Source organism: Rhodococcus sp. YH3-3, assembly GCF_001653035.1.
GTDB lineage: Bacteria > Actinomycetota > Actinomycetes > Mycobacteriales > Mycobacteriaceae > Rhodococcus_F > Rhodococcus_F qingshengii.
In genome coordinates this window covers 1,951,317-1,964,975 of record NZ_BCWH01000002.1, presented here as the reverse complement: position 1 = coordinate 1,964,975, position 13,659 = coordinate 1,951,317, and the positions used below count along the sequence as shown (strand labels likewise).

The following is a 13,659-nucleotide window of genomic DNA, read 5'->3' as shown; positions in this document are numbered from 1 at the left end:
GGTTGGCCGTACCGACACGTTTGTTACTCGCCAGTTCGCAGTTCAGGTCTTGATACGGCAGTGAAAATACTTGCGGATTTCCCAATCAGGGGGATCCTGATGTTAGAGCGACAACTGCATACGACACATCGGGATTGTGCGGCGTACTCACGAGGCGCGCCGGGAATGAGCAGAAACCGAGGTGAGCGAAGATGATCGACAACCTCGATTATCCGGTCCAACTCATCCAACCGAACGGCGCACGGGTGTGCCGTCCCGAATTCGACCGCCTGATAACAGACATCGGGCCTGACGAACTGCTGTCGTTGTATCGCGATCTCGTCGTGAGTCGCCGCATCGACACCGAAGCTGTTGCCCTGCAGCGTCAAGGCGAAATCGGTTTGTGGGCTCCGATGCTAGGCCAAGAAGCCGCCCAGGTCGGTTCCGCGAGAGCGCTCGCCCCAGACGACTTCGCGTTCACCAGCTACCGCGAACATGCCGTCGCGTACTGCCGGGGTGTTCCCCCCGAATTGCTGACCACCATGTGGCGAGGAATCTCCCATTCCGGTTGGGATCCAGAACAATTCAACGTCACCAATCCGGCGATCGTCGTCGGCTCCCAAGGGCTGCACGCCACCGGATACGCACTCGGCGCACACCTGGACGGCGCCGAGATCGCAACGATCGCGTACTTCGGCGACGGCGCCACAAGTCAGGGTGACATCGCCGAGGCGATGGGATTTGCCGCCAGTTTCCGTGTCGGCGTTGTCTTCTTCTGCCAGAACAACCAGTGGGCAATCAGTGAACCGGTATCCCTGCAGTCCCGTACACCCATCTCGCATCGGGCGATCGGTTACGGTATTCCGGCGATCCGCGTCGACGGTAACGACGTCCTTGCCGTGCTCGCCGTGACGCGCTCGGCGCTCTATCGCGCACGCGAAGGCAGCGGCCCGACGTTCATCGAGGCGATCACCTGCCGGATGGGCCCGCACACGACCTCCGACGATCCGAGCAGGTACCGCACCGATACGGATATGTCGGAGTGGAAAAGCCGCGATCCGCTCGAGCGAATGCGTCTGCTCCTCGGCCGTCGCGATCTTCTCGGAGAAAACGAACTCAGCACCATCGCGGCAGCCGCCGACGACGTCGCCGCTGGACTGCGACGCGCAACCATCGCGCTCGCCGATCCGCCCCCGTCAGCGCTCTTCGATCACGTCTACGCCGAGGCACACCCACTGGTCGACGCTGAACGCGAAGAGCATCGCGCGTATCTGGGCAGCCTGGAAGGGGCTTCGTCATGACCGTCATGAATCTGGTGACCGCGCTCAACACCGGCCTTCGACGCGCACTCGAAGACGATCGTCGCGTTGTCATCATGGGCGAGGACGTCGGCCGTCTCGGCGGCGTATTCCGGGTTACCGACGCCCTGCAGAAGGACTTCGGCGACACTCGGGTGATCGACATGCCCCTCGCCGAATCAGGGATCGTGGGAACAGCTTTCGGGCTTGCCTTGCGCGGATATCGGCCTGTCTGCGAAATTCAATTCGACGGGTTTGTCTACCCGGCTTTCGATCAGATCGTCTCGCAGGTGGCCAAGATCCAGTACCGCACCCGAGGCGCTGCCTCTGCGCCACTGACGATTCGGATTCCCAGTGGCGGCGGAATCGGTGCGGTGGAACATCATTCGGAGTCGCCCGAAGCGTACTTCGCTCACACCGCGGGACTGCGGGTGGTGTACCCGAGCAATCCGATCGACGGTTTTCACATGATCCGCCAATCCATTGCGGCCGACGACCCGGTGATATTCCTCGAACCCAAACGGCGCTACTGGGATACCGCCGACGTGAATACCGATGCCGCGCCCGAGCTTCCGCTCCACCGTGCTCGCGTCGCCCGCTCGGGGAACGACGCGACAGTGGTTGCGTACGGATCCATGGTCGCCACCGCGCTCGACGCCGCGAGGATTGCCGAAGAAGAAGGCCACGATCTGGAGGTCGTGGATCTGCGTTCACTCTCGCCCATCGACTTCGACACGATCGAGGCTTCGGTGAACAAGACAGGCCGGCTTGTCGTCGTCCATGAGGCGCAGAAGTTTCTCGGCGTCGGCGCCGAAATCGCAGCACACGTCGCGGAACACTGCTTCTATCAGCTGGAGTCACCGATCCTGCGGGTCACCGGATTCGACATCCCCTACCCGCCCGCCAAGCTCGAGCGATTTCACCTTCCGGACGCCGACCGGATCCTCGCAGCACTCGACCGGACGCTGGCAGCATGAGCACGGCGCACGAATTCCGGTTACCGGATCTCGGCGAGGGCCTGACGTCCGCCGATCTGGTCGAGTGGGCGGTCGGCGTCGGCGACACTGTGGCACTCAATCAAGTTCTCGCCCAGGTAGAGACAGCCAAAGCTCTTGTCGAACTGCCGTCGCCCTACGTCGGCGTTGTCAGGTCACTCCTCGTCGAAGCTGGCTCTACCGTCCCGGTCGGCACTCCGATCATCCGCATCGAGGAGTCTTCAGATTCACCGTCTCCAAGTGATTCGCAGTCTCCGAGTGTGCTGGTCGGGTACGGACCCGCGGCCGAGAGACCGAGCCGACGACGGAGCAGGATCACGCCATACTCGCAATCCGCGGCGAGTACCGAGCGACGGCCCGCAACCCCCGCGGCGCGGCGCGCGGCCCGCGAAGCCGGCATCGATCTGAGCGAAATCACCGGCAGCGGATTCGACGGTGCCGTCACCGCGGCTGACGTCGCAGACGCGCTTACCGTGCAGGCGCCTTCGGATAACGCGACACGCCTGGCCCCGTCCGGCATACGAAAACAGATGGCGTCGGCGATGGTTGCCAGCACCCGCGCTCCGCAGGCCAGCGTCTTCCTCACCGCTGATGTCACGCCTTCGATGGAACTGCTCGGCAGGCTCCGTTCCTCGGAGGCGTTCACCGGACTGTCCCTCACTCCGCTGACTCTCGCTGCCAAGGCAATGGTGGCCGCCATCGCCTCGCACCCGATGGTGAACGCGCATTGGGACGAGGCCCGCGGCGACGCCGTCATCGACGATCACGTGAATCTCGGCATCGCCGTCGCCTCCGAACGTGGACTGTCCGTGCCCAACATCAAGAGCGCCCAGACCCTGAGCCTGGTCCAACTCGCACGCGCGGTGACCGAACTGACCGTCGCTGCCCGTGAGGGAAAGACGGACGTCCGTCACCTGACCGGTGGCACCGTCACGATCACCAATGTCGGAGTCTTCGGCGTCGACGGCGGCATTCCGCTTCTCAATCCAGGAGAAGCCGTCATCCTCTGCCTGGGCTCGGTAAGCGAGCGTCCGTGGGTGATCGAGCGCAAGATCGAAGTGCGGAGCGTCGCGACACTGACGTTGGCGTTCGACCACCGGGTACTCGATGGTGAGCAGGCCGCGAGATTCCTCTCATTTGTCGCACAGATGCTCGCGGACCCGGACCTGTTGCTGTCTCACCTGTAAAAAGGAACGAGTGAGCGTCAACCCCACCGACCGAGCAGTCCCCACCTCCGCCCTGGTACGCGCCCGGGCCGGCATCTTCGGCATCTTCGGCATCAACGGATTTCTGCTCGCGATGTGGGTCGTCCACATTCCGTCCATCGAACACCGTGTGGGAATCAGTCACTCGACGCTCGGCTCACTTCTTCTCCTTCTTGCAGTCGGAGCCATTGCCGGCATGCAGTTGAGCGGTCCGCTCGCAGATCGATACGGCAGCAGACGCATGGTCGTCCTGGCGGGTAGCGGGCTGGCATTCGCCACTCTCGGCCCGGGGTTTGCCACGAACACCTGGCAACTGGGCGCTGCACTTGTCGTGTTCGGCTTTGCGAACGGCGCGTTGGACGTGTCGATGAACTCGCAGGCCGTCGAGGCCGAACAGTTGTACCGGCGCCCGATCATGGCGGCCTTTCACGGCATGTTCTCGGTCGGTGGCGTATTGGGCTCTGTCATCGGATTCGGCACTCTCGCACTGGATCTTCCGCCGTATGTCACGCTCAGCATCGCGTCGGCAATCGGCTTGCTGGCAGTCTGGTTGTGCTCGCGACCCCTTCTCCCTCACGTCGACGTGCATGCCGAAACCGCGTCGACTACCGGAAAGACACACGGCAGATTCTCGGCTCGCGTACTTGCCCTCGGAACCCTCGCCTTTGTTCTGATGCTGGCCGAGGGAGTGGCAAACGACTGGAGCGCGCTGCAGGTCAAGGAAGATCTCGGTGTTTCGAATGCCGTTGCCGCACTGTCGTTCGGCGCATTCTCCGCCATGATGACCGTCGGCCGGTTCACCGCGGATCGGATCAGCGCGGCGGTAGGCCCGGTGGCAGTGGTTCGCTACGGTGCGTTGCTTTCGTCCATCGGAATGCTGACCGTCGTGGTATCCGGCTGGCTACCACTGACGTTGCTCGGTTGGGCCCTGTTCGGCGCCGGCCTGTCGGGATGCATTCCGCAGATCTTCACCACGGCCGGAAATCTGGGCTCAGGTTCGGCCGGCACCAACATGTCTCGCGTCGTCGGCATGGGATACATCGGATTCCTCGCCGGTCCGGCAACCATCGGCTGGGTCACCAAGCTTGTGCCTCTCACCACAGCAATGTTGATCCCGTTTGCATGCGTCCTGGTCGCAGCGGGTTGTGCGGGTGTCGTTCGGCGCGATTCTCCGACCGCCTACAGACCTCACAGCTGATCCTCACGATCGGCACAGACTCAACAGGGATGCTGGTACTCGTGACCGTCTCGACCTCCACCCAGCACCCCGCTCCCTCCACAACCACTCGCTTCCTCGTCCTTGCCGCGATCGCCGTCGTAGCGCTGGGCGTCTTGTATTTCGTGCGACCCACCTCGCCCGGTTTGAGCGTCCCGGAACAGGTGCGCGCACTTGCCGAGTGGACGGTAGGCCGATTCGACGTCACCGCTGTACTCGCAGCCACTACCGCTCTGGCCGTCGTCTCGATGGTCCGCGGACTGCCATACGGCATCGGCGCGATCCTGCTCCTCGGAATGGGCGCCAATCTCACCAACGCGGCATTCGGTTCCTGGCTCCCCGATGTTCCCCAGGACCTATTGCCCAGCGGTCACGTCGCAGCGGCGACCGCGCTGTACTGCTCGGCGATCTTGATCTCCGCCCCGCAGTGGCGTCCGGTGGTCGCCGGGCTCGGATTCGTCGGAGTTGCTGCGATCGGTGCCAGCGCGCTCGCCGCCGAGCTGAGCGGCCTTTTCGGAGTGATAGCTGGCATTCTGATCACCCTGGTATGGGCCTGTGCCGCAGCCATTTTGATGGCACGATCGCCCATCGCCGCGAAACGTGAAGAGCTGCGCCCAGATACGGCAGCCATCGCGTTCTCCCGGCACCGGAGCATCCGACTTTAGTCCTAAATCTTTGGGATTCAGAGATTTTCGCCGATAGCTCTCCCGCCACGGTTGGACATGACGTATGTTCTGAAATGTCCGAATCAAGTAGTTCCACAGCGAAGGAGTCTTTACCGTGAGCCTCGAAGATCTGAACCCGCTCGAACTGATCCAGAAGTTGATCGAACTACTTTCCGGCTTCTCTTCCGACCCCGAAACCCCCGAGGTTCCGTAAAACGTCGCCAGAGGCGCCTGTTCCGAGTTTCGTCTCGGACCAGGCGCCTTTGTCGTTTCAGCACAAGAAGTCGTTTCAGCACAAGAAGTCGTTGCAACACACGACATCTTTGCAACACACGGCCACGAAAAAAGGCGTCCACTCGCAGCTGCGAGTGGACGCCCCTTCCGAGTACCAGCGCTAGAGCGCCTTGAGCTCCTCGGTTACTTCGGAGACCGACTTCTTGGCGTCACCGAAGAGCATCGAAGTGCCCTCCGCGAAGAAGAGCGGGTTCTCGATACCGGCGAAACCGGAGTTCATCGAACGCTTGAGCACGATGACCGACTTCGACTGGTCGACGTTGAGGATCGGCATTCCGTGAATCGGTGAGCTCGGATCGTTGCGCGCCGCCGGGTTGGTGACGTCGTTCGCACCGATCACCAAGGTGACATCGGTACGAGAGAACTCGTCGTTGATGTCGTCCATTTCCTTCATCGCGTCGTACGAGACATCCGCCTCTGCGAGAAGAACGTTCATGTGACCAGGCATACGGCCGGCGACCGGGTGAATGGCGTACTTGACCTCGACACCCTTCGACTCGAGCAATTTCGCCATGTCCTTGACGGCATGCTGAGCCTGCGCGACGGCAAGTCCGTATCCGGGTACGACGATGACCTGGTTGGCGTAGGCCATCTGGATAGCCGCGTCGGCGGCCGAGGTCGCCTTTGCCGTGCGCACGACACCGTCGGAGGATGCGGCTTCACCGCCACCACCACCGAAGCCGCCGGCAACGATGGCCGGGATGGACCGGTTCATGGCCTTGGCCATGAGGTTGGTCAAGATGGTGCCCGAAGCACCCACGATCATGCCGGCGACGATCATCGCCTGGTTGTTGAGCGCCAAACCTGCAGCAGCAGCTGACAAACCGGTCAGAGCGTTGAGCAGCGAGATGACGACGGGCATGTCCGCGCCGCCGATGGGCAGCACGACCATCAGTCCGAGGATGCCCGAGAGCACGAGCACGCCGACGATCCACAGTGAGCTGGTCGGGCCTTCCGGTGAGATCGCCTTGATACCGATGATCACCGAGAACGCGACGGCGGCAATGAGCAGCAGAGCATTGAGCGGCTGCTGGAGCTTACCGATTCCGATCGGACGACCAGGCAGAGTTTCCTGCAGCTTCAGGAACGCGATCACGCTGCCCCAGAAGGAGATCGATCCGATCACCGCGGCAAAGAGCGACGCGATGACGATGTGTACCGTCGGCGACTCGCCGTGCTGGAATGCGGTGAAACCGTCCGAGTCCAGGAACTCCGCGTACGCGATCAACGCGACCGTGCCGCCGCCGACACCGTTGAACAGTGCCACCAACTGCGGCATGGCCGTCATCTTCGTCCGGAGCGCCGGCGGAATGCCGAGCACGACACCGATGACAAGGCCGGCAGCGATGAGGATCCAGTTCCCCATCTCCGCATCACGAATGGAGATCAGAGTTGCAACGACGGCGATGAGCATGCCGACCGCGGCGATCTGGTTACCGCGGACTGCGGTCTTCGGGCCGGTAAGACCCATGAGGCCGTAGATGAACATCGAGAACGCGACAATGTAGAGCGCATTGACCAGGTATTCCATTACTGGTCACCATCCTTCGACACAGACTTGGCGGCCGGCTTGGCCTTGAACATCGCCAACATGCGGTCCGTGACGACAAAACCACCGACAACGTTCACGGTTCCGAAGACGAGCGCTACGAACAAGATGATCTGCAGCCCGATCGAGGGATCGTGCACCTTGCCCAGGACGACCAACGCGCCCAGGACGACGATGCCGTGGATGGCGTTCGTACCGGACATCAACGGGGTGTGCAGAGTGTTCGGAACTTTGGAGATCACAGCGAAACCGACAAACCCGGACAACACCAGGATCGCGATGTTCGCCAGCAGTGATGTGTACATCAGGCGCCCTTCTCTTCACGGGTGACGCACGCACCGGCCAGAACCTCGTCGGAGAAATCAGGCGCCAAGGCACCTTCCACCAACATGAGTTCGATCAGCGCGGAAATGTTCTTCGAGTACAACTCGGACGCATGCTCCGGCATGGACGCCGGCAAATTCAACGGAGAGCAAATGGTCACGCCGTGCTTGACGACGGTTTGACCCGGCTCGGTCAGCTCGCAGTTACCACCGGTTTCACCCGCGAGGTCGACCACCACACTGCCCGGCTTCATGCCTTCGACCGCGGCAGCGGTCACCAGGCGCGGCGCGGGACGACCCGGAACCAGAGCAGTGGTGATCACAACGTCGAAGCCCTTGATCGCATCTTCGAGTGCCTGCTGCTGCTTCGCTCGCTCGTCGTCGGTCAACTCGCGGGCGTATCCACCCTCGCCCGCCGCATCGATTCCCAGGTCGAGCCACTGTGCACCCACCGAACGCACCTGGTCGGCGACCTCAGGACGCACGTCGTACCCGGTAGCGCGGCCACCGAGACGCTTGGCTGTCGCCAGCGCCTGCAGACCTGCCACACCCACTCCGAGGACCAGAACCGTCGCAGGCTTCACCGTGCCCGCAGCGGTGGTGAGCATCGGGAAGAACCGCGTCGACTCCGATGCTGCCAACAGAACAGCCTTGTACCCGGACACGTTCGCCTGCGAGGACAACGCGTCCATCACCTGCGCGCGGGAGATACGAGGAATCGCCTCCACGGCGTATCCCTCGATGCCGGCGGCCTTCAACTCGGCGATGCGGTTGTCCGCATTACGCGGATTCAGGAAACCGATGAGCTTCGCGCCGGTACTGATCCGGGCGATCTCTTCTGTCGACGGAGGCGCAACCTTGACCACCACGTCAGCAGTCCACGGATCGCCGATCTTCGCGCCGGCAGCGGTGTACAACTCGTCGGGAATCAACGCCCCGAGACCGGCCCCGGACTCGACGACCACGTCGACACCCTTGCCGATCAAAGCGGACACAATTTTCGGCACCAATGCGACCCGACGCTCACCATCACTCGATTCTCGAGGGACGCCGACCGACGGACGCACTTGTGCGCTCTTCGATGTTTCCATTTTCCATTACCTTCTGCGGTTGGTGGTTCGCCTGCTGCGACGAGCGGCAACCAGCATGTGATGAGCGGAAGATGACCCGCTTTTGGGTGAATGGTGACTGATAGTAGCCAGAGTTAACGCGGCGTAGGGAAACCGACGACGCACTTTCTCCATCTGAATCGAGTCCGAACAGTATGTTTGGACATACCTGAAGAAGCCTACTGTGAGGCCGATCACACCGGAATGGCGGACTATTCCACTATTTGAAACGGCCGAAAGACGTAAAGGCATCAGAATGACGCGCCGAATAATCACCGTCGAGCGAGTTTACGAACCGGCTTCCGAATGTAACGCCGTCCGACTCCGCGTAGACCGACTCCGGCCACGCGGCCTCAAACGCGAAAACCTGCAGTACGCCTCGCACCATCCTCGGATGCTCGACCCGTTGTTCTACTGACAGCAAGCAAGGACCTGCCGTACGGTCACGCGCAGGTCCTTGCCGACTATCTCGCAGAATTACTCTGATGTCCTAGCATTTCACTAGAGCATCAATTGCTCACATATTGAGACCGCAACTTGTGCTTGACGAGCTTTCCTGTAGCGGTCCGAGGCAATTCGTCGGCAAAGTCAATGCTTCTCGGAGCTTTGAAATGTGCGACCTGACTGCGAACGTATTCCAGCAATTCCTCGGCGACATGGGCACCGGGCTCGATTCCCTCCGCTAGTTGGACAACCGCCTTGACCTGCTCACCCATTTCCTCGTCGGGAACACCGATGACCGCCACGTCGAACACCTTCGGGTGCAAAGTAAGGATGTTCTCGGACTCCTGTGGGTAGATATTCACACCACCGGAGATAATCGTGAACGCGGCGCGGTCGGTCAGATAAAGGAAACGCTCGGAGTCGATATAGCCGATATCTCCACTCGTCGTCCACGTCGGATGATCCGGATGCTGCGCGGCAGCCGTTTTCTCGGGATCATTGTGGTACCGGAACGGCAAAGTCTCCCGCTCCCAGAACACGGTACCGATCTCGCCGACCGGAAGATCGCGCCCGGCGTCGTCACAGATGTGCACGATCCCCATCACTCCGTCACGCCCGACGGAACCCGGATGCGACAAGGCCTGCTCACTGTTGATGAAGGTAGCGCCCGAACCCTCGGTCGAGGCGTAGTACTCGTAGATCACCGGCCCCCACCAGTCGATCATTGCCGTCTTCACTTCGGGCGGGCAGGGAGCAGCAGCGTGAATGGCGACCTTCACCGTCGAGACGTCGTAACGATCACGGGTCTCCTTCGGAAGTTTCAACATTCGAACGAACATCGTCGGTACCCACTGACTGTGCGTCACAGCGTATTTACCGATCAACTCCAGCGCGGTTTCGGCTTCGAATGCATCCATCAAGATCACGGTTCCGCCGACCGAATTGATCACGCCGCAAAAACGCAGGGGCGCCGCGTGATAGACCGGAGCCGGGCACAAATAGACTGTGTCGGAATCGAACCCGTACATCGGTGCGAACACCGCGGTGTACGGATCCATGGTGGTGTTCACCTCACCCTCCGGGAGATCTCCTTTGATCCCCTTCGGCCTGCCGGTGGTTCCCGACGAATACAGCATGTCAGCCCCACGCGGCTGCGAGTCGAGTGGAGCAGTGGACTGCGCATCGACCGCTTCTTCGTAGTCGTCGAAGCCCTCGAGGGCGCCGCCGTACACCAATCGGTGCCGCACGCGTGGAATCAGCTTCTCGTCCAACGGAACTGCTGCGGACGCCTGCCCCGACGCCACCAGAATTGTCGCCTCGCAGTCGTCGACGATGTAGGCAGCCTCCGAAGCCGTGAGATGCCAGTTCACCGCGGTGATGTAGAGGCCGGATCTCAACGCTGCCCAGTACACCTCGAACGCCCGGAGATCGTTGTTCGAGATGAGAGCGACGTGGTCCCCAGGCTTGGCACCGACACTTCGGAAGTATCGCGCCAACTGCGTCGACCGTTCGTCGAGTTCCCGATAGGTGATGGACTCACCCGTCGCAGGGCGAATGACGGCGGGCTTGTCCGGCGTGGACTGGACAAAATTTCCTGGAAACACGAAGACTCCTCTGTCGGTGACGCCAACGCCGCGTGAGCCTGCTTCGGCGTCGACAATCCTGGTCTACCACAGGAACTCTGCCACCCTCGGAGGTTTGGTGACACCGACTCGAAGCATGGGAATGCCCGCTCACTTATCCGCCGGGACATACAGTGAGGAGAACCGCACCGTCCGAAACAGGAGATGTCCACATGAGTGGTTGGCCCCAGGACTCAGTAGTCGACGCATTGACCGAGGAATGGAGAGTCATCGACGCACTGCTGGCCGAACTCGACGGCGATCAGTGGTTGGCACCGTCGAACCTTCCGGGGTGGACGGTTCACGACATCGTGTCCCATCTGATCGGTACGGAATCACTGCTCTCGGGCATCAATCCGCCGTCGATCAATCTGGACGTGCACGCATTGCCCCACGTCCACAACGAGATTGCGGCGTTCAACGAGCGCTGGGTCGAAGGCCTGCGGCGGACACTGCACTCGGACCTGCTGACCCGATATCGCGAGATCACCGCCGAACGAACCGAAGCGCTGCGCTCGATGACCAGCGCGGACTGGGACGCCGAGACACAAACACCGGTCGGTCTTGCGCCCTATGGCCGGTTCATGCGTATTCGGACCTTCGACTGTTGGATGCACGAACTCGACATCAGAGATGCAGTTGGCATTCGGGGTGAGGAAGGCGGATTGCGCGCGGAGACTGCATTCGGCGAAATCACCAGCGCGCTCGGATTCGTCGTCGGAAAACGAGGAAAGGCGCCAGAGGGAGCACGGATCACTTTCGAACTCGAAGGGCCACTTGCCCGTTCACTTCACGTCTCGGTCGACGCGCGAGCAACACTCGTCCCGGAGTTGGACGGTCCGGCGACCACGACCATCTCGATGAGCTCACCGCTCTTCACCCGAATTGCCGGTGGCCGCGTCCACGCGTCGGATCACCGAACCGACATCTCGCTTCGCGGTGACACCACGGTGGGCACACGCGTCGTCGACAATCTGGCGTTCACGATTTGAGGGCTGGGTGGGTAGGTCGCGAAGGTACTGAGAAGTGAAACTGTTTCTCTCGTCCTACCGATTCGGCGACCACCGCGAGGCTTTTGTCGATCTCGTAGGCCGCGGCGCTCGCATCGCGGTCATCGCCGCGGCTGCAGATTCGTGGCCCGCCAATGCCCGCAGTTCAGCAGTCACCAGCGAATTGACTCCGCTACGGGCAGCGGGCTTCACCGCAGAGGAAGTGGATGTCCGAGACTTCCTGGGTGCATCGGAAGCACTCGAACTCCGGCTCCGCGAATTCGACTGCCTGTGGGTTCGCGGCGGAAACACGTTCGTCCTGCGAGCTCAGCTAGCTCGAAGTGGCGCTGACAGGGTCATCGAGATGCTGGTTCGTTCAGGCGTCGTGGCCTATGCGGGATACAGCGCCGGAGCGTGCCTGGCGACTCCGACTCTGATCGGGCTGGACGCGTCGGACGACCCCGCTGAAGTCATGCCAACGTGCGGTATCGACCCGATCTGGTCCGGGCTCGCGCTGATCGACTTCGCGATAGTGCCGCACGGCGGCGATTCGCTACTCGAAGATCCACAGGTGACTGCGCGGACGGTTGCGACCCTGACCACGGCGGGCTCGCAATTCACCGTGCTTACAGATCACGAGGTGATACTCGTCGACCGTTGATGTAACGCAGACAGTTGATCTTGACGCAGACTGAGCAGTCGACTCGGCCCGACCGGATCAGCCGTGCTCTGCCACCGCGGTTCCGGCTGCCGGCGACTGACGCTCGAGCCTCGTCCACGCGATCTCCCAGCGCTTGACAGAGACCTCGTCAGCGTCCTCGAGAAGGGCGTCGAGGAGCAGGCGTGGATTTTCGCGCCATGCCAGTTCAGCGGCATGGACTTCCGCAGCCGAGAACAACCCGGAAGCCTCGAGATCACGAATCCATTCGCAGATCTCGCCTCGGTGAATCCGTGCGATGGTCTCGTATCCCAGACCTTCGTCAAGGAAGTCGTACGAAAAAATTGCGGCAAAGTAACTGTTCGACTCACGCTGCCCGAAAATCATGTGCGTTCCTTCCTCGAAGTTGTCCGACGAAGACTCGAAATCGAACCGTTGAGCAGCGACGCCAAAGTTTTTTTGGCGAAGTTGTAACGCTTCTTCTATCCCCGACGATTCAAACGCTAACCCCCCGAGCGGGTCTTTGGGATCACGTCCGAGAAACGATCTGATGACCAACGCAATACCCCTGGGGTTTCCGGCCGCTCGCACCCATCATCGACACGCAACCAGCGCGCCGCTGACCTGCAATTTGCCCGTTTCAGGCCCTCCACTTAATCCATCCGAACAGACGACAAAAAACTTTGTGACCGGTCCCACATATTGGGATGTTTACGATCGTGATGCATATGTATCACCCGTTGTGGGCACAAAAGTACGGGCAAATCGGCACGTACAGACCAGTTTTGTTCGTTCTCCATGGCGACGAAGGTCCCTTGAACGGTCGTCCAGTTGTAGTTGCGCTAAGTAACGGATCCCACGCGGCAACCGATATTGCGGACGGCCTGCCAGGTAGCGTGCTCCAGAGAACGTAGACGCGGCGCGGCGCAACCGGCCGCCCTTTCGAAACGGAGCCCGAAGATGACCGAGACAGTGGCGCACAATCCCGCGGAAACGCGTTTCGAGATCCGAGTCGACGGCGAACTCGCCGGTTTCGCCGAGTACTCGGACCATTCCGGCGTCCGTGATTTCCACCACACGGTGACCTATCCGCAGTTTCGTGGGCGCGGGCTTGCCGCCATCGTGGTGCGTGAAGCGCTCGATCAGACCCGGAACGAGGGATTGAAGATCCTTCCGACGTGCTCGTACGTCGAGAAGTTTGTTGCGGAGAACCCCGTCTACCAGGCATAACCGAACGAGAACGGCCGGCGAAAAACCAGTCGCGAACCTGCAGACCCCGCTGCTAGCGTCGATGGTGCCGTCGTCGAAATCCT

Annotated in this window: 13 protein-coding genes; 8 read left to right on the top strand and 5 right to left on the bottom strand. The window is 61.4% G+C overall.

The window, feature by feature from the left end; genetic code table 11:
- Nucleotides 1-191: 191 nt before the first annotated feature.
- From pdhA to YH3_RS22160, 5 genes are read left to right on the top strand one after another with little or no spacing between them, the layout of a single operon-like run.
- Nucleotides 192-1,280, top strand: coding sequence for a pyruvate dehydrogenase (acetyl-transferring) E1 component subunit alpha (pdhA, locus tag YH3_RS22180; protein WP_047270247.1), 1,089 nt, complete (start codon nucleotides 192-194; stop codon nucleotides 1,278-1,280).
- Nucleotides 1,277-2,254, top strand: a complete 978-nt coding sequence (locus tag YH3_RS22175) for an alpha-ketoacid dehydrogenase subunit beta (protein WP_007726108.1) — start codon at nucleotides 1,277-1,279, stop codon at nucleotides 2,252-2,254. The genes pdhA and YH3_RS22175 overlap by 4 nt, the downstream gene beginning before the upstream one ends.
- A complete protein-coding gene (locus tag YH3_RS22170) occupies nucleotides 2,251-3,459 on the top strand; it encodes a dihydrolipoamide acetyltransferase family protein (RefSeq protein WP_064444066.1) in 1,209 nt (402 codons plus the stop codon). The genes YH3_RS22175 and YH3_RS22170 overlap by 4 nt, the downstream gene beginning before the upstream one ends.
- Before the next feature lie 10 nt (nucleotides 3,460-3,469).
- Nucleotides 3,470-4,675 (top strand): MFS transporter, encoded by a 1,206-nt coding sequence (locus YH3_RS22165; RefSeq protein ID WP_042447902.1) that lies wholly within the window; start codon nucleotides 3,470-3,472, stop codon nucleotides 4,673-4,675.
- Nucleotides 4,676-4,704: 29 nt separating this feature from the next.
- Nucleotides 4,705-5,358, top strand: a complete 654-nt coding sequence (locus YH3_RS22160) for a hypothetical protein (RefSeq protein WP_007726101.1) — start codon at nucleotides 4,705-4,707, stop codon at nucleotides 5,356-5,358.
- Nucleotides 5,359-5,752: 394 nt separating this feature from the next.
- On the opposite strand, the gene YH3_RS22155 is transcribed toward YH3_RS22160, so the two are convergent.
- From YH3_RS22155 to YH3_RS22140, 4 genes are all read right to left on the bottom strand, one after another.
- Nucleotides 5,753-7,183: an NAD(P)(+) transhydrogenase (Re/Si-specific) subunit beta gene (locus tag YH3_RS22155; protein WP_064444065.1), complete on the bottom strand. Its 1,431-nt coding sequence runs from the start codon at nucleotides 7,181-7,183 to the stop codon at nucleotides 5,753-5,755.
- Entirely contained in the window at nucleotides 7,183-7,506 is a 324-nt protein-coding gene (locus YH3_RS22150; protein ID WP_003941319.1) for an NAD(P) transhydrogenase subunit alpha, read from the bottom strand. Before YH3_RS22150 ends, YH3_RS22155 begins: the two co-directional genes overlap by 1 nt.
- Entirely contained in the window at nucleotides 7,506-8,615 is a 1,110-nt protein-coding gene (locus YH3_RS22145; protein WP_003941381.1) for a Re/Si-specific NAD(P)(+) transhydrogenase subunit alpha, read from the bottom strand. The genes YH3_RS22150 and YH3_RS22145 overlap by 1 nt, the downstream gene beginning before the upstream one ends.
- Nucleotides 8,616-9,142: 527 nt before the next feature.
- A complete protein-coding gene (locus YH3_RS22140; RefSeq protein WP_003941397.1) occupies nucleotides 9,143-10,681 on the bottom strand; it encodes an AMP-binding protein in 1,539 nt (512 codons plus the stop codon).
- A 191-nt stretch (nucleotides 10,682-10,872) separates the two neighbouring features.
- Between YH3_RS22140 and YH3_RS22135 the strand changes: the two genes are divergently transcribed.
- Both YH3_RS22135 and YH3_RS22130 read left to right on the top strand, forming a co-directional pair.
- A complete protein-coding gene (locus tag YH3_RS22135) occupies nucleotides 10,873-11,691 on the top strand; it encodes a maleylpyruvate isomerase family mycothiol-dependent enzyme (RefSeq protein ID WP_064444064.1) in 819 nt (272 codons plus the stop codon).
- A 34-nt stretch (nucleotides 11,692-11,725) separates the two neighbouring features.
- Nucleotides 11,726-12,349, top strand: a complete 624-nt coding sequence (locus tag YH3_RS22130; RefSeq protein ID WP_064444063.1) for a Type 1 glutamine amidotransferase-like domain-containing protein — start codon at nucleotides 11,726-11,728, stop codon at nucleotides 12,347-12,349.
- Between the two features lie 57 nt (nucleotides 12,350-12,406).
- Here the strand turns inward: YH3_RS22130 and YH3_RS22125 are convergent, their stop codons facing one another.
- Nucleotides 12,407-12,733, bottom strand: a complete 327-nt coding sequence (locus YH3_RS22125) for a hypothetical protein (protein ID WP_003941297.1) — start codon at nucleotides 12,731-12,733, stop codon at nucleotides 12,407-12,409.
- Nucleotides 12,734-13,306: 573 nt separating this feature from the next.
- On the opposite strand from YH3_RS22125, the gene YH3_RS22120 reads away from it, so the two are divergent.
- Nucleotides 13,307-13,576: a GNAT family N-acetyltransferase gene (locus tag YH3_RS22120; protein ID WP_007726096.1), complete on the top strand. Its 270-nt coding sequence runs from the start codon at nucleotides 13,307-13,309 to the stop codon at nucleotides 13,574-13,576.
- Nucleotides 13,577-13,659: the final 83 nt, after the last annotated feature.